The sequence below is a fragment of the Thermodesulfobacterium hydrogeniphilum genome, assembly GCF_000746255.1.
GTDB classification, from domain to species: Bacteria; Desulfobacterota; Thermodesulfobacteria; order Thermodesulfobacteriales; family Thermodesulfobacteriaceae; genus Thermodesulfobacterium; species Thermodesulfobacterium hydrogeniphilum.
On sequence record NZ_JQKW01000007.1, the window covers coordinates 1 to 17,561 of the forward strand.

A 17,561-nucleotide genomic window follows, 5' to 3' on the forward strand; every position below is an offset into this window, starting at 1 on the left:
GAGATAGTGAGAATCAGAAGGACCTCTATTGCGTTGTTTGAGCTTTATGTTTTGATCGAGGAGTTTGGGGAGACCGAGATATGAAGCGAAACGAGCGAGAAAAGTAATGCCACCTTTTGAGGTAAGAAGTTCATCAGTGAAGTCAATTTCAGGTTTTGGTGGTATAATATTCATAGGGGCACCTCCTGGGTGAAAGGTGTTATTTGGCTATATAATAATTTATACCCCAGGTTTGGTGCCCTTCCAACCTATTTTATCAGGGAATTTTGGATAATATCTAACAAGACTTGAGAAAAAAGAAAAAAAGACTAAAATTTAAAGATATGAGTGAACAACCTATTGCTAAAAAACCTGTTTTATTTCAAACCCATACAGGTCTTTTTATAGGTTTGGTTTGTTTTAATCCTTTATATGAAACCTTAAAATTTGTTTTAGAAAAAAGAGAATTTTTTGAAGTGGAATGGCCTGCTTTAGTCAGTTTTGAAGAAAAAGGTTTAATTCCTATTTTACTAGGTTTACCTTATTTTACTGTTCAAAGACTACAAATTATATGGTACACTTTACAGATTCCAGAAAATTTATTAAAACATTATCAAAGCTTTATACCTCATATATTTAATAATATTCCTTTACATGATACACCTTCTCAAGGTAAAATGTCTTCTCAAAGCACTTCTAAAACTGATAAAAAAATAATACCTTTTCCCTTTAAAAGAGATGATACCCAAGGTAAATAAAGAAATTTTAATAGCTCCTTCTTTGCTTTCTGCAGATTTTTCATGTTTAGCAGAGGAGGTAAAAGCTGTAGAAAAAGCAGGAGCAGATCTTTTACATTTAGATGTAATGGATGGTATATTTGTTCCTAATATAACTTTTGGACCTTTAGTCATTTCTGCTCTGCGTCCTCATTCTAATTTAATATTTGATGTGCATTTAATGATAGAAGCTCCTGAGAGATATATTAAAGAATTTGCAGAAGCAGGAGCTGATTGGATTTCTATTCATGCTGAAGCTACCAAGCATTTACACAGAGCTGTCTGGAAAATAAAAGAATTTAATAAAAAAGCAGGTGTAGCCTTAAATCCTCATACTCCTGTAGAAATAATAGAATATATTTTAGAAGACCTTGATTTTGTGCTGATTATGACAGTTAATCCAGGTTTTGGTGGACAGAAGTTTATCAAAAATTGTCTTCCTAAAATAAAAAAACTAAAGGATATGATTGAAAATAAAGGTTTAGAAGTGTTGATTGAGGTAGATGGAGGTATAAATAAAGATACTGCACCCTTAGTTGTTTCTGAAGGAGCTCAGGTTTTGGTAGCTGGTTCTGCTGTGTTTGGTAAAGATGATTATAAAAGAGCTATTGAAATCTTAAAATTTTCCAGGCAAGCTTAAGACTTCTAATCCCGTCTGTAACAAAGCTAAAAACTAAAACACTCCACAAAGAAAAATAAAGTTTTTTAAAAAAATAAAATTCTAATATAAGCCCTAAAATAATTAATAAATGTATTAAAGATTTTTTGTGAGCCCATTTAGGAGAACTTTTAGCAAGCCCTTTTCTAAAAAAGAAAAAGCAAAGAGCTATAATATTTATCCAGAACAAATTTCCTGCTAAAGGAAAAATTAGAATTAAACTTACAGCATATCCCAAGGAATATAAAGATTCAAAAAAATAACCTAAATTGGTTTTAAATTTTTTAATAGTTTTAAATACTTTATAAAAATAATTAAAAGCGCTTAAATAAGAAAAAATAGCTACAAACCAGAGAAAATAATTTATAAAATAAAAGGTTTTCTGAAAGAAAATGTCAAAAATAATCACCAAGATTGCCAAGCTCATTTGAAGCAAAGTTTTAAGTTTGGCGATTTTTTGAACTTTTGTTTCTTCAGGGAACCAGGCTCTTAAATAGGATATTAAGATTTCTCTTAATATAATAAAAAATACAGGCCAAAAGGCAAAATATTTTAAATAAACTAAAGTTAAATATATAGACACAACGAAAATTTTATCTGCTACAGGATCTAATATAGTTCCTAAGGAAGAAACTTTTTTATACTTTCTTGCTAAGATTCCATCTAAATAGTCTGTTAAAGCTAAAGAGCTCAAGATAAATAAAGCTATAATTTTAGCAGATAAAGAATTCAAAAAAAGAAGAGCACAGGGAAAAGGTAAGAAAAGGATTCTTAAAAGTGTTAAGAAATTAGGGCTTATTTTTTCTGTCATAAAAATAAAAGGCTCTTTTTATTTAAACAAACAATATTATACTATTTTTATCCCAAAAATCCAAATAATTTGGAGGAGAAAATGAGAAAGACTTTACTTTTTGGGCCTGTAAAATCAAGAAGATTGAGAAGATCTTTGGGAATTGAAATGGTTCCCAGAAAGGTATGCACCATGGATTGTATTTATTGTGAGGTTGGAAAAACCATTTTACATACTTCAGAAAGAAAGGATTATTATACTTGGGATTTAATAGAAAAGTCCATTCTTGAAGCTAAAGAAAAAGAGGAAATTTTTGATGTATTTACTTTTACAGGAAGTGGAGAGCCTACTCTTAATATTCATTTTGAAAAAGCAGTAGAACTTTCTAAAAAGATAATTAATAAACCCATAGCAGTTTTAACTAATAGTACTTTATTATATATAGAATCTATTAGAAAAGCTTTGGCAAAGGTTGATATTGTTCTCCCTTCTCTTGATGCTGTAAAAGAAGGATCCTTTAGAAAAATAAACCGAGCCTTACCGGAATTCAAACCAGAGGAAATAGTTAAAAATCTAAAAAAACTTAGAGAGGAAATGCAAGGAGAAATGTGGTTAGAAGTTCTTATAGTAGAAGGAATAAATGATAATAAAGAGGATTTAGAAGCTTTAAAAAAGGCTATAGAAGAGATCAACCCCCACAAAGTTCAGCTTAATACTGTAGTAAGGCCTGCTGCTTATAGCATTGCTAAACCTGTATCTTTTAAAAAATTGCAAGAAATAGCTAAATTTTGGGGAAATAAAGTTGAGATTATTGTAAATAAAGAAAGACTTGATAAAATAATAGCAATAAAACAAACTCTTGAAAAAGAAAAATTAGAAGAGGAAGTTATAAATTATGTAAAAAGAAGACCAGCAACTTTAGAAGAATTATCTCAAGCTTTTGTTTTAGATGAAAAAGCCTTTCAGATGCTTTTGGATGAACTGTTATCTCAAGGTAAAATCCAAACCACTATACATGAAAATAAGGTCTATTATATAGCAAATTAAACATGCAAAAAGATGATGTATTTTATAAAAAAGTTATAGAGGCACTTTTGTTTTGTGCTGGAAAGTCTTTAAAGCCAAAAGAAATTTCCAAAATATGTGATAATATTCCCACTTTCAAAATAAAAGAAATTATAGAAGAATTAAAGAAAGAATACAAAAATAGAGGTATTAGAATAGCAGAGGTAGGAGAAGGTTATAGAATAGAGACTATACCTGAGGTAGCAGAATATTTAAAAAAATTTTTTAAACCAAGAGGATTTAGATGGACTAAAGCTCTTTTAGAGACCCTTGCTATTGTAGCTTATTTTCAACCTATTACCAGAGCGGAGATTTCTGCTAAAAGAGGAGGAATAGATGTAAGTGGAACTCTTAAAGTTCTTTTAGAAAATGGTTTTATAGAAGTAATAGGAAGAAAAGAAGTTCCAGGACGTCCTCTTTTATATGGAACTTCTCAATTTTTTTTAGAATATTTTGGATTAAAGTCCATAAAAGATTTACCCCCCTTAGATGAAATTAAAAATTTGGCAGGGAAAGTTTAATGGATGCAAAGGGTATTAAAAAGGAAGTTTTACAGGAAGTAGAGTTTATTTTATATGAAGGTGGAGAAATTCCAGAAGTTCGTTTCTGGAATAGCTATTTTTATTTAACTTCATCTCCTCCTGATGGTTTAGGATTATCTTTAACAGAAGAGGATTTAAATTCATTAAAAAAAGCAGTAATAGATAGATATCTTTTAATTATTGAAAGAGATTTAACTTCAGATTTTATAGATAAACCATTTTATAGAGGAATTTCCAGAGCTATTGTAAATGTAAAAAGATTAAATAAATTTTTAGAAAATACAGGGTTAAAAGAAAGATATGCTAATATTATAAAAAGAAAAATAAAAAGAATGTTTAAAAAATTTCAAGAGGAGCTAAAAAAGCAGGGTAGGGATATAAATGAATTAGCAAGTAAAGAGGAATTAAAAGAATTTAAAAAGACACTGGAGGAGCTATGATAGGGATTATTGATTATTTGGCTGGAAATCTTACAAGTGTAGCCAGAGCCTTGTCTTATTTTGGGTATAAATGGATTATTTCTTCTGATATCTCTGAACTAAAAAAAGCAGAAAGGATTATTTTTCCAGGAGTAGGTGCAGCTAAAAGCGCTATGGAAAGCTTAAAAAAATTCGGTTTAGATGAGTTTTTGAAAGAGTCCTTTTTAAAAGGTACCCCTATTTTAGGAATATGTCTGGGAACTCAGATTATTTTTGAAGAAAGTAAAGAAGACGGAGGCACTAAAACCTTAGGAATTTTAAAAGGTAAAGTGGTTAGATTTCCAGATCCTTTAATCTCTAATGGAGAAAAGTTAAAAGTTCCTCATATGGGATGGAATAAAGTAATATGGAAAAAAAGTCATCCTGTCTTTGCTAATCTTGATCCAGATTATGAATATTATTTTGTGCATAGTTATTATGTTTTACCTGAAGATAAAGAAATTATCTTGGGAACCACTTTTTATGGTATAGAATTTTCTTCAGTTATAGGGTATAAAAATTTAGTAGCTGTCCAATTCCATCCAGAAAAAAGCGGTAAACCAGGACTTCAGATTTTAAAACAATTTTGTGAATGGAAACCTTAAAATTATTTCTTGGTGATAGGAGCTAAAATAGTAATTAATTGTCTTCCTTCCATCTTAGGAGCTAATTCTATATGAGCTTTATCTTTTACAGCTTCAAATATGGGTTGAAGAACTCTATCTGCTAATTCAGGATGAGCAAGTTCTCTTCCTTTAAAAACAATCCTTATTTTAACCTTATTTTTATCCTCTAAAAATCTTAAAATATGTTTAATTTTTACTTCCAAATCATGTTTATCTGTTTTTGGACTTAATTTAATTTCCTTAAGTTCAACTTGAGCCTGTTTTTTCTTGGCCTCCTTAGCTTTTTTGGCTTGCTGATATAAAAATTCTCCAAAATCCATAATTTTACACACAGGAGGTTTAGCAGTAGGAGCTATTTCTACCAAATCCAAACCATAATCTTCTGCATATCTTAAAGCTTCAGACAAAGGAACTATACCTATTTGTTTTCCATCTGGACTTATTAGTCTTACTTCTTTAGCCCTAATTTGTTCATTAATTCTGTATTTTTTCTTAAAATCCTTTTGCATTGATTAGACTCCTCCTTTGTTTAAAATTATTAAAGATGAAAATAGATTCAAAAAGAAAAAATTGCAGAAAATTGCTTTGAATTTAAGATCACTCATTCAATAAAAAATCTGGTTGATTTTCTTTTTTAAGTTGATTAACAAAATCTCTTAATTTGATATTATTTAAAACTTCACCCTTTCTTGTTCTTACACTTATGACTTCTTCTTGTTCCTCTTTATCTCCAAGAATTACCATATAAGGAACTTTCTCTTGCTGAGCTATTCTTATTTTATAATTAAGCTTTTCATTTCTAAAATCAGTTTCCACTCTAAAACCTTCTTTTATAAGTGCCTGAGCAATTTTTTCTCCATAAGAAACAGTTCTATCAGTAATGGTAAGGACTTTTATCTGCACAGGAGAGATCCAGAAAGGAAAAGCTCCTGCATAGTTTTCAATAAGAACACCTAAGAACCTTTCTAAAGAGCCAAGTAAAGCTCTGTGAATCATGATAGGTCTATAAAATTTGTTATCTTCTCCTACATATACAATGTTAAATCTTTCAGGAAGATTAAAATCTACCTGAATAGTTGAACATTGCCAGAATCGCCCTAAAACATCTTTAATTTTCAAATCAATTTTAGGGCCATAAAAAACACCTTCTCCTGGATCTATTTCATATTCTAAACCTTTATTTTCCAAAGCTTTTTTAAGAGCATCTTCAGCTTTGTCCCAGATTTCAGGTGAACCTACAAATTTATCAGGCCTGGTTGAGACAAAAATTTTATATTCGTTAAATCCAAAAACTTTTAAAAAATAAATAACCAAATCTAAAACCTTAGTTAATTCATCTTCTAATTGATCTTCTCTGCAAAATATATGGGCATCATCCTGAGTAAAACCTCTCACTCTTAAAAGGCCATGTAAAACACCACTTCTTTCAAAGCGGTAAACTGTTCCAAGTTCACAATATCTTATAGGAAGTTCTCTATAACTTCTTCTTTTTTGATTGTAAACATAGATATGGAAAGGACAATTCATAGGTTTTAATTGATAAACTCTATTTTCAAGTTCCATAGGAGGAAACATATTTTCTGCATAAAAATCTAAATGACCTGAAATTCTCCAAAGATCTCTTAAGGCTATATGAGGAGTATAAACTAATTGATAACCATATTTATTATGTTGCTCTATCCAAAAATTTTCAATAATATTTCTTATTATTGCACCCTTAGGGAGCCAAATTACTAATCCTGGACCTATACCTTCCTCTATAGTAAAAAGTTCTAATTCTTTACCTAATTTTCTATGATCTCTTTTTTTAATTTCTTCCAGTCTATCCAGATATGCCTTAAGTTCCTCCTTAGAGAAAAAGGCAGTACCATATATACGCCATAGCATAGGATTTTTTTCATTACCCTTCCAATAGGCACCAGAAATAGAAAGAAGTTTAATAGCCTTTATATCACCAGTAGAAAGAACATGAGGACCTTTACAGAGATCTATGAAATTTCCCTGTTTATAAATGGAAACTTTTTCATCTGGTATTTCATTTAGAAGTTCTAATTTAAAATCCTCTTTTAATTCTTGAAAAAGCTTTTTAGCTTCTTCTTTAGAAAGTTTTTCTCTTTCTAAGGGAAGTTTCTTTTTTATGATTTCTTTAATTTTCTTTTCAATTTTTTGTAGATCTTCCTCAGTAAAAGGGTGTTTATAATAGATATCATAATAAAAACCTTCTTCAGTAGCAGGACCTATTCCTAATTTTGCTTCAGGAAAAAGCTCTTTTACTGCCTGAGCTAAAACATGGGCAGCAGTATGACGTAAAAAATAAAGAGCTTCTTTGTTCTTTTTAAAAATAGGTTCTAATTCTATACTTTCAGAATTCAAATTACTAAAGCTGTGATGCCAGTCTATTAATTCGTTATTGTATTTAAAACCTATAGGAATTTCCTTAAAGCTTTTTTTGATTTCTGGAATAAGAGATTTTAAAGATAAAGAAGGATCTAATTCAAACTCTCCAATATTTTTGATTTTTATTTTCAAAATTTAACCCTATATCTCCTGATAAAATAAAAATGGTAGGCGCGGGCGGGATCGAACCGCCGACCTCTTGCGCGTCAAGCAAGCGCTCTCCCACTGAGCTACGCGCCTATATTCCTATTTATCATTAAAATAACAAAATTTTTAGTTATGTCAAGGGATAATCTTGAAGAAATGCTCCTTGATTTTTTTAAGTTTTGTTTTAAAAAAGAGATATGCTCAAAAAACTTATAGATAAAAACTGGATATTTCTTATTGATGGATCTTCTTTTGTTTATAGAGCCTATTTTGCTATTCCTGGATATTTAGCTACTACTAAGGGATTTCCTACTAAAGCTATTTTTGGTGTTACTCAAATGATCCTAAAAATTCTAAAAGAATGGGATCCAGAATATATTATCTGGTTTATGGATGAAAAAGAACCTACTTTTAGACATATAGCCTATGAAAATTATAAAGCTACCCGTCCAGGAATGCCAGAGGATCTGAAAATCCAGATTCCTTATATTAAAAAAATTATACCAGCCCTCGGAATACCTGTTATTTCCTGCCCCGGATATGAGGCAGATGATCTTATTGCAACTTTTGTCCATAAAATAATTAAAAAATTAGATAAATCGGCTATTATTGTGGCAGGAGATAAAGATCTTTATTCTCTTGTTTCAGAAAAGGTTTGTATTTATGATCCTGTTAGAGAGAAACTTTTAGATAAAGAAGCTTTTTTTAAAAAATATGGTTTTGATCCTACTATTTTTCCAGAATTCCGTGCTTTGACCGGAGATAAAAGTGATAATATTCCTGGTGTCCCGGGAGTGGGAGAAAAAACCGCTAAAAATCTTATTGGAAAATTTAAGAATCTGAATAATCTTTATGCTAATATTTCAAAACTAACCCCTTTAAAACTTAGAGAAAACCTTTTAAAATACAAAGAACAGGTTTTAAATAATGTAGCTCTCCTTACTCTTAATTTTAATGCTCCCCTCCCTTCAGAAAGTCTTGAATACTACGAAAGAAAAGATCCGGATTACAATTTTCTAAAAAAACTTTTTAAAGAATTGGAATTTAGAAAATTTTTAACAGAATTAAAAATTCCTTCTGCAGAACTTAAAGCAAGATTAGTTGAAGAAAAAATAGATCTTGAAAAGCTTAAAAAAGCAGAAATTTTAAGTATTTTACCTTTTAAAATTCAGGGAAACCTCTTTTCCTTAACCAATCCTGAAGAATTAACAGTTGCCTCTGATGAAAAAGAGGCTTATAAACTTTCTGTTGAAGTTTTTAAAAATCTAAAGAAAAATACTAAGTCTGAATTTATTCTTCATGATTATAAAAGTTTTCTAAAAAATTACGAAATTTTTTTAGATTTTCTTTTTGATACCAAATTAGCAGCTTATCTTCTTAATCCATCTCTTAAGAATTATGATTTAGATTTTCTTTTGCAGGAGCATTTAGATATTAATTTAAACTCTTTAAAAGCCTCTAAAAATGAATTGCAGGCTATAAAAACATGCGGGCTTTATTTGTTAGGAAAGGATTTAAAGAAAAAAGTGGAAGAAGAGAATTTAACCACTTGGCTTAAAAAAGTAGAGATTCCTTTGAGTGAAGTCCTTTTTGAGATGGAAAAAAAGGGTTTTAAAATTGACATAGAATATGTAAGAGAACTTAACCAGAGATATCAGAAAAGACTAAAAGAAATAGAAGAAAAGCTTTTTGAAATAGCAGGTTTTAGATTTAATCCTCGTTCCAGTAGAGAGGTAGGAGTTATTCTTTTTGAAAAACTTAAACTCCCTATGATAAAAAAAACACCCAAAAGTTCTTTACCCTCTACAGATGCAGAAGTTTTGGAAGAACTTGCTCCTCTTCATCCCTTTGTAAAGCTCCTTCTTCAATATAGGACTTTATATAAAATAAAAAGCACTTATTTAGAAGCTTTTTTAAAATATGTTTCTTCTTCTGATTGGCGTTTACATACTGAATTCAATCAAACTGGAACAGCCACAGGGAGGCTTAGTTCTCAAAATCCTAATTTACAAAATATTCCTATAAAAGGTGATGAAGGATTAGCTATAAGAAGGGTTTTTATCTCAGAAGAAGGGTATTTACTGTGTAGTTTGGATTATTCACAAATAGAATTAAGAATTCTTGCTCATTTCTCAGAAGATGAGAATCTTATTAGAGCTTTTGAAAGAGGGGAGGATATTCATACTTTTACTGCTTGTGAGGTTTTTGGTGTGCCCCTTGAAAAGGTTACTCCAGAAATGAGAAGAATGAGTAAGGCTATTAATTTTGGCATAGCCTATGGAATGAGTGCTTATGGTTTAAGTAAAGAATTAAGAATAAGTGTAAAAGAAGCAGAGGCTATAATTAACAGATATTTTAGCAGATATCCTAAAATTAAAGAGTATATAGAGAAAACTATAGAATTTGCCAGAGAAAATGGTTATGTGAAAACTCTGGCAGGAAGAAAGCGTTATATTCCTGAAATATTTAGTCCTAATAAAACTGTAAAGGAGCTGGGGCAGAGAATAGCAGTAAATACACCTATTCAGGGCTCAGCCTCTGATCTTATAAAGTGTGCTATGGTGGCTCTTTATAAAGAACTTAAAAAACAAAATCTAAAAACCTCTATTATATTACAAATTCATGATGAACTTATTCTGGAGGTTCCTAAGGAGGAAGTTGAAATTGTAAAAGAAGTTGCACCTAAAATAATGGAAAGTCCCTTTAAATATTTAGGGTTTGATTATAAACTCAAAGTTCCTATTAAAGTTAATATGACCTTTGGTAAAAACTGGGCAGAATGCAAGTAAATTTTTATGAGATTAGACAAATTTTTAAGTCAAGCAGGATTAGGATCTCGTAGACAAACATGGAAACTTGTTAGAAAGGGAAAGGTAAAAGTTAATTCTCGGATAATAAAAGACCCTGCTTTTAAAATAGATCCTGAAAAAGATTTGATAGAAATAAATAATCAAATTTTATATTTAACATCTCAGTTTTATTATTATAAATTTTACAAACCCAAGGGTTATATAACTTCAACTAAGGATTTACAGCCTACTGTTATGGATCTAATTCCCAAAGAGTTACCAGGTTTTTCAAAAATTTTTCCTGTAGGAAGACTTGATAAAGATGCAGAGGGTCTTTTAATTTTAACCAATGATGGAAGTTTAGCCCACAGATTGCTTCATCCTAAATGGAAATTATCCAAAACTTATGAGTTAAAAATAACTCCAAGACTTAAGGAAGAGGATAAAGAGTTTTTGGAAAAGGGGATAGAACTTTCAGAAGGGAAAACCAAACCCTGCCAAATTGAATTTCTAAACAAAGATAAAGATTTTTTAAAAATCACGGTTTTTGAAGGAAGATATCATCTTTTAAAAAGAATGTTTGGTAAATTAGGATACAAGGTTTTACATATCAGAAGAATTGCCATCGGTCCAGTAAAATTAGAAAACTTAAAACCTGGAGAAATTAGAAAGCTTTCTCACAGCGAAATAGAGGCTATAAAAAGCCTTTTAAAATGCCTTTAATTTCCAAAATTAAACTTTATTAGGTTTGCAGGGTAAAGTGATAATAAAATGAGTTCCCTTAGGATGGTTTTTTTTCACTTGAAATGTTCCATGATGAAGCTTAATAATAGAATAAACCATAATAAGACCTGTGCCAAGTTCTTTTAATTTTATTATATCTCCTTTGGCTATTTTTTCCTGAATTTCTTCAGAAATTCCTTCTCCTGTATCTTTAATTTCAATTATAACCTCATTATTTTTCCTGTTTATTAAAATATCTATAATTCCTTCTCCATTCATGGCTTTTATGCAATTATCAATCAAGTTTATCCAGATTCTTTTGAATTGAAATTTATCAAAAAAACACTCTGCATCATCTTCTGCTCTTATATTAAAATTAACCTTTGGATAAGCAAATTCATAGAGATCTATCACTTCAATGAGGCTTTCAAGCAAATTCCATTTTTCTAAATTAAGAGGAGGTGTTTTAGAAAAATAATAAAAATCTGTGGCAAGCTTTTTCAATTCTTCTATATATTTTTCTATAGTATAAGTAGTTTTCAAAAGTATTTCTTTTTTTTCTCCTTCAAGATTTTTTTCTAATTGTTTTTTTAATCTTTCTACAGAAAGTTTAATAGGTGTTAAAGGATTTTTTATCTCATGAGCAATTCTTAGTGCTACTTCTTTCCACAGAGAAAGCTTTTTAAGATTTTCTTTTTCCTCAAGATTTTCTATAATAAACATAAACTCCAATTCCTTAGATTCCAGTTTTATAACAGTTATCCCTAAGAAGATTTCTTTATCATTTTTAGTTAATTCAAAACTTTTATAAAAGGGTATTGTCAAATCAACAGAACTGATTAATTCTCTAAGATTTAAAAGTTCTAAAAAATGATCTATATCTTCAAAATCATAGGTTTTTAATAAATTTTTTAAACTTTCATTAAAATATTTTATTTGAAGATTTTTATTAAAAATAAGAATTCCTATAGGGAGATGATTTAGTATAGTAATGAGATAATCATTATACCTTTTTAATTCATCTTCATACTCTTTTATTTTTTTGGCCATATCTTTAAAAGATTTTATGAGCATTCCTATTTCATCTTCAGAAATTTCACCCAAAGGCAGGTTTTCCAATTGATAATCCTTTTGAGATATTTTTTGAGTGGCCAATAATAAATTCTGCAAAGGTTCAGTAAGATTTCTACCAATTTTACTCCCAACCCAAATACCTATAAAAATTATGAGAAGAAGAACAGAGAAGCCTGCTAACATTAAAAATTTCTTAAAAATTTTTAGATATTTCTTTTCTGGGATTCCTTGATTATTAGAAAATTTGCTTAAATCTAAGATTTTTCCTGTAGCTAATATGAAATTTTTACCATTTTTATCTTTACAGGGTATAAAAACTCTAATTAAAATTTTGGAATCTATAGTGGATATTTGAGTTTGAGGTATCTGTTCATTTTTAATTTTATCTAAAATGGAAGGAGGTATACCAAGTTTTTCTTTTATATCTGAAGAATAAGTTTTTTTGTAGAGATCTCCTGAATATGTATAAACTTCTATAGAATCAAGATCAGAAAAATAACGATACCTTTCCCTGAGAACTTTACTTTTTACTCTTTTGGTTTTAGAAATATAATTTTTTATTATATTTTGCCCTTTTATTAAAAGTTCTCTTTCAGTATCTTTATAATAGTCTTCAGCTTTCATAAATTGTGTTATAAACTTTTCTTCAATGTATTCTTTTATCCAATAATCAAGCGTCTTTTTAAAAAAGAAAAAGCTTCCAAGAACAAGTATGATAGATGGAAATATAATAGAAAGGAAATAAGTGGTAAAAAGTTTTATTTTTATGCTTTTGGATATTTTTTTAACCTTTATTTCCCAGAAAATTTTAAGCAAATATCTAAAAATAAAATAAAGTAAAACCAGGATAAAAATAAGATTTAGTTGAAATAACAGGAAAAGAAGAACATTTTTTTGAGATACACTTAAAAAGGAAAGGTCAAATACATTAAATTCTAACCAGACAAAGAAAATTATTAAAGGAAAAAATATAAAAAAGAGTTTATATTTTTTTAAAAGTTGTTTAAGGTTTTGCCAGAATTTCATCTAATTCAAAGGTTTTAGAAATTTTTAAAACTTTAGTGTGTATTTTTTTTGTATATCTAAGATCATTTGATAAATGGGTTTTGTAATTAATGTCAACTTTTACTTTTAAATAAAGTGAATTATTCTCAGGAGGAAGTTTAAATTTTAAAGGATAAGATTCTAATTTAACCGTTTTAAGAACGGCTTTTTCTGCCTTATCAAAAGAGATAAGATTTGAATTATCTTCCAAAAAATAAAGATTTTTTTCTGGATCATAGAAAAGTTTCTGAGAATAAAGTTCTTTGTATAAAAGGACATCTTTCAAAATAAAGAAACGTCTTTTATAAATTTCAAAATCATAATTAATAAAAATAGGATATTTTTGTTCTTTTAAGGCTAAAATCAACTTTTGCAAAGGGAATTCTTTATAAAAGATATTAATTAATAAATAAGTTTTATAAGGATAAATAATAGTTTTTTTTATTTCCCAAGCTCTTGCAAAAGATATTAAAAACAAAACAGCAGATAAAAAAGCTATAAAGATTTTTAAGAATTTCATAAATTTATAATAACAACTCTTGGTTTTAAAAACAAGATTATAATAAATATTGAGCATGCTTTCTTACTATTTCTTTTTTAGTAAATAATACTTCATATTCAAATAATTTAAACTTTTCAGAAATGTTTTGAATCAATTTAAATAGCTCTTCCTTATTCTTGGCATGTAACATAGTATAAAGATTATAAGGCCAATCTTCATAGGTTTTTCTCAAATAACAATGAGACACAAAAGGAAGAGAAGCTAAGGCATTTCCTACTTCTTCTACTTTTTCTTCGGGAACTTTCCAGGCAACCATAGCATTCCCTTCTATTCCTGCAAGGTTGTGTCTTAAAGTTATCCCTAATCTTCTTATAATTTTTTTTTCTATAAGGGATTTTATAATATTTAAAACTTCTTCTTCAGAAAGATCCAGATTTTGAGCTATTTTATAATAAGGCCTTTCACAAATAGGAAGACCATTTATTAAAATTTTTAAAACTTTTTTTTCTTTTTCTGTTAAATCTAACATAGATTAAACTCCTGCTATTTTTTTACTAATTTGAAGAATTATATCTGTGGTTCCCTCTATGATCATCTGAACAGCAACTACAGCAAGAATAAGCCCCATAAGACGGGTCATTACTCCAATAGCTGAGGGACGAAGTTTTTTAGTTAAAAGATCTCCATAAATAAAGCAAAAATAAGTGATCAAACATACAATACCAAAAATGAAAATTACCATTAAAATAGTAAAAGGATCGCTTTTTCTTCCTACTAAGGAAAGAGCGGTTGTGATAGTTCCTGGTCCTGCGAGGATAGGTGTAGCTAAAGGGGTAATAGCAATATTTTCAATGTCTTCTTCAATTTCTTCTTCAGTAGGGTGATGTTGGTAAGATTTTTTAGCTCTGAGCAAATTACGAGCTATCATAAAAACCAAAATCCCGCCTGCAATTCTAAAAGCAGGTAAAGTGATACCAAAAAGCCTAAAAATAAGGTTTCCTCCTAAGGTGAAAAGTAGAACTATTAAAAAAGCTGTTAGAACTCCTATCAATGCTACTTTACGGTGATCTGCTTCAGGAAGATTACTAACTAAGGAAAGAAAAATAGGAGTGTTTCCTATAGGATTCATAATAGCTAAAAAGGAAAAAAAAGTTTGTAAGATAAAACCTATATTTAGAAATTCCATAATCATAAATATAAAAAATTTTTAAAATAAATCAATTTTACTATATTAGAAGCAGAAAAATCTTCTTGACAAATTTAGAAAAAACGTTAGACTTAACCAAAAATCTAAAAAGGAGGGATTTTCTTTTGGCTGGAATTATAGTAAGAGAAGGAGAATCTTTGGAACAGGCTTTAAAAAGATTTAAAAGACTGGTTGAAAAAACAAAAATACTTTCTGAAGTTAAAAAAAGAGAGTTTTATGAAAAACCCGGAGTGAGACGCAGAAAAAAAATGCAAGCTGCTCGTAAGAAACTTCTTAAGAAGTTGAAAAAACTCCAGCAAAAAATGAAAGAAAGATAAGATTCAGTTAAGATAGTTTTTTGAAATAGTGCTTAAATCTTTATCAAAATTAGATTGGGATAAGTTATTAGTCTATTTAGAATTATCTTTATCTTCAGATTTTTCTAAAAAGGTTTGTAAAGATTTAATACCTAATTTTAATTTTGAAAAAGCTAAATTATTACAAGAAAGATCCAAATATCTTTGGAATCTCTTTGAAAAAGGTAAAAATATAGATCTCCCTGTCCTTAAATCTTTGAAAGAACTTTTTAATAAAGCTTATAAAAGAGGTTTATTTTTACCTGTAGATCTTGTTGAAATAAAAAAGTGGTTTTTAACTCTTAAAAAAATATGTCCTCTTCTTGAGGATTCTATTTTTTCATCCTTAATAAATCTTTATAAAGAACTGAAGGATTTAGAGCTCCAACTTGATAGAATTTTAGATTATGAAAGAGGAGAAGTAAAAGATAATGCATCCTATCAACTTTATATTATTAGAAAAAGAATCAGAGAAGCTCAAGAACTTCTACTTTCTAAATTAGAAAAAATAAAAGAACATTTTTATAAAAAAGGATATCTTCAGGATAATCTCTTTACTCAGAGAGAAGGAAGGTATGTTTTACCTGTTAAAGCAGAGTATAAAAATAAAGTAAGAGGAATTTTGCATGAAGTTTCTCAAAGTGGTGCTACAGCTTTTATAGAACCTGTAGGAATTGTAGCTCTAAGTAATGAAATAGAAGATCTTAAATATAAAGAACAGAGAGAAATTATTAAAATTTTAAAAGAAATCTCGGAAGAACTTTTTCATAGGGCTTATGAATTTTGTCAATTAGAAGAGGAATATATTGATTTTGAAATAACCGTAGCTAAGGTTAAATTAGGCAGATCCTATAGAGGAATTTTTCCTGAGCTAAAAGAAAAGGGAATTTTTAAAATAATTTCGGGAGTGCATCCTCTTTTGGTTTTAAAAAAGGAAAAAAATAAAAATTCCCAACCGGTATATAATGATTTTCTTATAGAACAAGGGCTTCTTATTTCAGGACCTAATCTTGGTGGTAAAACAGTTTCTTTAAAAACTATAGGTTTACTTGCTCTCATGGCTCAAACAGGATTCCTTATACCAGCTAAATCTGCTGAACTCCCTGTTTTTTCTCAAATTTTTGTAGATATGGGAGATGATCAGGATATCCTGCAAGGGGAATCTTCTTTTTCCTCTCATCTTAAAAATTTAAAAGAGATTCTTGACAAAGCTGACCATAAATCATTGGTTTTATTGGATGAACCTGGTAAAGGTACCAATCCTGAAGAAGGAATGGCTTTGATCTCTGCTGTGGTGGAAGAACTTCTGAATAGAAATACCAAAGTGGTTTTAACAACACATTCTCAATTTCTTAAAACTGTGGCTTTAAAAATAGGTAAATTAAAAATAGCTACTATGGAATATAATTTTCAAACTAAAGAGCCTATATATCGTTTAATTTATGGAATTTGGGGTGAATCCTTAGCTTTTGATTTGGCTAAAAAAGTAGGATTTCCAGATGAAATTCTTGTTAGAGCCTCGGTTTATTTAGAAAATAAAGAATACTGGGAATGGTATAAAGTTTTAGAAAAAGAAATAAAAAAGGTTGAAAAATTAAAAGAAGAGTTAGATAACAATTTGAAAGAATTACAGAAAGAAAAAGAGATTTTAGAAAAGGAGAGAGAAAAAATAAAAGAACTTTATCAAAAAAGACTGGAAGAAAGGATAAATCTATGGAACAAGGAATTTAAAGAACTTATAAAAGAAATTAAGAGTAAAAAAATCAGTTCTAAAAAGGTTTTAGAAGAATTTGATAAATTTGTTAAAAAAGTTTTAGAAGAATCAGTAGTAGAAGAAGATATTAAAGAAATAAAAGAGGGAGATAGAGTTCAGGTTTTACCTTTTAAAAAAGAAGGGGAAGTTTTGAAAGTTAAGGAAAAGACCATAGAAGTAAAAATGGGCTCTCTAAAAATAGAAGTTTCCAAAGAAAATGTGATAAAAATTATTCCTGAAAGAATTTCTCAGGTTGTTTCTGCTCAAATAAAATCAGATCTTGATAAACATAAAGAGAAATTGAAGAGATCTTTTAAAAAAGAAAGAATAAAATTATTAGGTCTTACTGTAGATGAAGCTTTAATAGAAGTAGAGAAAAAATTAAACAAAGCTTTTTTAGAAGGGATTGAAAAAGTTTATTTAATTCATGGTCATGGTTCTGGAAAATTAAGAGAAGCTGTAAGAAATTATCTCCAAAAACATCCTTTGGTAAAAAATTTTGAATTTGCTGAGCCTTGGGAAGGTGGAACAGGTGTTACAATAGTTTATTTAGAAGAAAAAAATTAAATTTTATATACTCTTGAATAATTTAAAAAGTGAGTTATAAAATAAAAGAATTCGGATATTTAAATCGCTAAGGTTTTTCTTATGGAATTTTTAAAGAGATTTATTTCTCGGGTAAAGCTCTCTCAGCTC

Annotated in this window: 17 protein-coding genes and 1 tRNA gene; 10 read left to right on the forward strand and 8 right to left on the reverse strand. The window is 28.9% G+C overall.

What is annotated here, in order from left to right; translation table 11 throughout:
* The first annotated feature begins 323 nt into the window (after positions 1–323).
* Both CC87_RS02320 and rpe read left to right on the forward strand, forming a co-directional pair.
* Positions 324–737: a hypothetical protein gene (locus CC87_RS02320; protein WP_156955564.1), complete on the forward strand. Its 414-nt coding sequence runs from the start codon at positions 324–326 to the stop codon at positions 735–737.
* Positions 718–1,395, forward strand: a complete 678-nt coding sequence (gene rpe, locus CC87_RS02325; RefSeq protein ID WP_038055751.1) for a ribulose-phosphate 3-epimerase — start codon at positions 718–720, stop codon at positions 1,393–1,395. Before CC87_RS02320 ends, rpe begins: the two co-directional genes overlap by 20 nt.
* Here the strand turns inward: rpe and pgsA are convergent.
* Positions 1,361–2,224 (reverse strand): CDP-diacylglycerol--glycerol-3-phosphate 3-phosphatidyltransferase, encoded by an 864-nt coding sequence (gene pgsA, locus CC87_RS08560; protein ID WP_051920452.1) that lies wholly within the window; start codon positions 2,222–2,224, stop codon positions 1,361–1,363. The genes rpe and pgsA overlap by 35 nt on opposite strands.
* An 81-nt stretch (positions 2,225–2,305) precedes the next feature.
* Between pgsA and CC87_RS02335 the strand changes: the two genes are divergently transcribed.
* Genes CC87_RS02335 through hisH form a run of 4 tightly spaced genes read left to right on the forward strand, consistent with a single transcriptional unit; the run spans position 2,306 to position 4,873 of the window.
* Positions 2,306–3,250 carry a radical SAM protein gene (locus tag CC87_RS02335; protein ID WP_038055754.1) on the forward strand — a complete coding sequence of 315 codons (945 nt, stop codon included), beginning with the start codon at positions 2,306–2,308 and terminating at the stop codon, positions 3,248–3,250.
* A 2-nt stretch (positions 3,251–3,252) separates the two neighbouring features.
* Positions 3,253–3,789, forward strand: a complete 537-nt coding sequence (gene scpB, locus CC87_RS02340) for an SMC-Scp complex subunit ScpB (RefSeq protein WP_038055760.1) — start codon at positions 3,253–3,255, stop codon at positions 3,787–3,789.
* Positions 3,789–4,250 carry a hypothetical protein gene (locus CC87_RS08565; RefSeq protein ID WP_051920454.1) on the forward strand — a complete coding sequence of 154 codons (462 nt, stop codon included), beginning with the start codon at positions 3,789–3,791 and terminating at the stop codon, positions 4,248–4,250. Before scpB ends, CC87_RS08565 begins: the two co-directional genes overlap by 1 nt.
* Entirely contained in the window at positions 4,247–4,873 is a 627-nt protein-coding gene (hisH, locus tag CC87_RS02350) for an imidazole glycerol phosphate synthase subunit HisH (protein WP_038055762.1), read from the forward strand. Before CC87_RS08565 ends, hisH begins: the two co-directional genes overlap by 4 nt.
* Positions 4,874–4,875: 2 nt before the next feature.
* Here hisH and infC read toward each other — a convergent pair whose 3' ends face one another.
* The 3 genes from infC to CC87_RS02365 all read right to left on the reverse strand — a co-directional run bounded on the left by infC (position 4,876) and on the right by CC87_RS02365 (position 7,531).
* Positions 4,876–5,403 (reverse strand): translation initiation factor IF-3, encoded by a 528-nt coding sequence (infC, locus tag CC87_RS02355; protein ID WP_038055764.1) that lies wholly within the window; start codon positions 5,401–5,403, stop codon positions 4,876–4,878.
* Positions 5,404–5,491: 88 nt separating this feature from the next.
* Positions 5,492–7,423 (reverse strand): threonine--tRNA ligase, encoded by a 1,932-nt coding sequence (gene thrS, locus CC87_RS02360; RefSeq protein WP_084222166.1) that lies wholly within the window; start codon positions 7,421–7,423, stop codon positions 5,492–5,494.
* A gap of 33 nt (positions 7,424–7,456) precedes the next feature.
* Positions 7,457–7,531, reverse strand: a tRNA-Val gene (locus CC87_RS02365).
* 104 nt (positions 7,532–7,635) lie between these two features.
* On the opposite strand from CC87_RS02365, the gene polA reads away from it, so the two are divergent.
* Together polA and CC87_RS02375 are read left to right on the forward strand one after the other, a co-directional pair.
* Entirely contained in the window at positions 7,636–10,227 is a 2,592-nt protein-coding gene (polA, locus tag CC87_RS02370) for a DNA polymerase I (protein WP_038055770.1), read from the forward strand.
* 6 nt (positions 10,228–10,233) lie between these two features.
* Positions 10,234–10,950 carry a pseudouridine synthase gene (locus CC87_RS02375; protein ID WP_038055771.1) on the forward strand — a complete coding sequence of 239 codons (717 nt, stop codon included), beginning with the start codon at positions 10,234–10,236 and terminating at the stop codon, positions 10,948–10,950.
* 9 nt (positions 10,951–10,959) lie between these two features.
* Here the strand turns inward: CC87_RS02375 and CC87_RS02380 are convergent, their stop codons facing one another.
* The 4 genes from CC87_RS02380 to CC87_RS02395 all read right to left on the reverse strand — a co-directional run bounded on the left by CC87_RS02380 (position 10,960) and on the right by CC87_RS02395 (position 14,756).
* Entirely contained in the window at positions 10,960–12,840 is a 1,881-nt protein-coding gene (locus tag CC87_RS02380; RefSeq protein ID WP_169740253.1) for a sensor histidine kinase, read from the reverse strand.
* Between the two features lie 187 nt (positions 12,841–13,027).
* Positions 13,028–13,588: a hypothetical protein gene (locus CC87_RS02385; protein ID WP_156955565.1), complete on the reverse strand. Its 561-nt coding sequence runs from the start codon at positions 13,586–13,588 to the stop codon at positions 13,028–13,030.
* 37 nt (positions 13,589–13,625) lie between these two features.
* Entirely contained in the window at positions 13,626–14,099 is a 474-nt protein-coding gene (gene ahbB, locus CC87_RS02390; protein ID WP_038055776.1) for a siroheme decarboxylase subunit beta, read from the reverse strand.
* A gap of 3 nt (positions 14,100–14,102) precedes the next feature.
* Positions 14,103–14,756, reverse strand: coding sequence for a MarC family protein (locus tag CC87_RS02395; RefSeq protein ID WP_038056251.1), 654 nt, complete (start codon positions 14,754–14,756; stop codon positions 14,103–14,105).
* Positions 14,757–14,881: 125 nt separating this feature from the next.
* Here CC87_RS02395 and rpsU point away from each other — a divergent pair, with 125 nt between their 5' ends.
* Together rpsU and CC87_RS02405 are read left to right on the forward strand one after the other, a co-directional pair.
* Positions 14,882–15,094: a 30S ribosomal protein S21 gene (gene rpsU, locus CC87_RS02400; protein WP_038055786.1), complete on the forward strand. Its 213-nt coding sequence runs from the start codon at positions 14,882–14,884 to the stop codon at positions 15,092–15,094.
* A gap of 28 nt (positions 15,095–15,122) precedes the next feature.
* A complete protein-coding gene (locus CC87_RS02405; RefSeq protein WP_038055790.1) occupies positions 15,123–17,432 on the forward strand; it encodes an endonuclease MutS2 in 2,310 nt (769 codons plus the stop codon).
* Positions 17,433–17,561 lie beyond the last annotated feature (129 nt).

Bases quoted from the DNA above. Each gene is read 5' to 3' on its own strand.
- CC87_RS02320 (WP_156955564.1), top strand. From the start codon at position 324: ATGAGTGAACAACCTATTGCTAAAAAACCTGTTTTATTTCAAACCCAT.
- rpe (WP_038055751.1), top strand. From the start codon at position 718: ATGATACCCAAGGTAAATAAAGAAATTTTAATAGCTCCTTCTTTGCTT.
- pgsA (WP_051920452.1), bottom strand. From the start codon at position 2,224: ATGACAGAAAAAATAAGCCCTAATTTCTTAACACTTTTAAGAATCCTT.
- CC87_RS02335 (WP_038055754.1), top strand. From the start codon at position 2,306: ATGAGAAAGACTTTACTTTTTGGGCCTGTAAAATCAAGAAGATTGAGA.
- scpB (WP_038055760.1), top strand. From the start codon at position 3,253: ATGCAAAAAGATGATGTATTTTATAAAAAAGTTATAGAGGCACTTTTG.
- CC87_RS08565 (WP_051920454.1), top strand. From the start codon at position 3,789: ATGGATGCAAAGGGTATTAAAAAGGAAGTTTTACAGGAAGTAGAGTTT.
- hisH (WP_038055762.1), top strand. From the start codon at position 4,247: ATGATAGGGATTATTGATTATTTGGCTGGAAATCTTACAAGTGTAGCC.
- infC (WP_038055764.1), bottom strand. From the start codon at position 5,403: ATGCAAAAGGATTTTAAGAAAAAATACAGAATTAATGAACAAATTAGG.
- polA (WP_038055770.1), top strand. From the start codon at position 7,636: ATGCTCAAAAAACTTATAGATAAAAACTGGATATTTCTTATTGATGGA.
- CC87_RS02375 (WP_038055771.1), top strand. From the start codon at position 10,234: ATGAGATTAGACAAATTTTTAAGTCAAGCAGGATTAGGATCTCGTAGA.
- CC87_RS02385 (WP_156955565.1), bottom strand. From the start codon at position 13,588: ATGAAATTCTTAAAAATCTTTATAGCTTTTTTATCTGCTGTTTTGTTT.
- ahbB (WP_038055776.1), bottom strand. From the start codon at position 14,099: ATGTTAGATTTAACAGAAAAAGAAAAAAAAGTTTTAAAAATTTTAATA.
- CC87_RS02395 (WP_038056251.1), bottom strand. From the start codon at position 14,756: ATGGAATTTCTAAATATAGGTTTTATCTTACAAACTTTTTTTTCCTTT.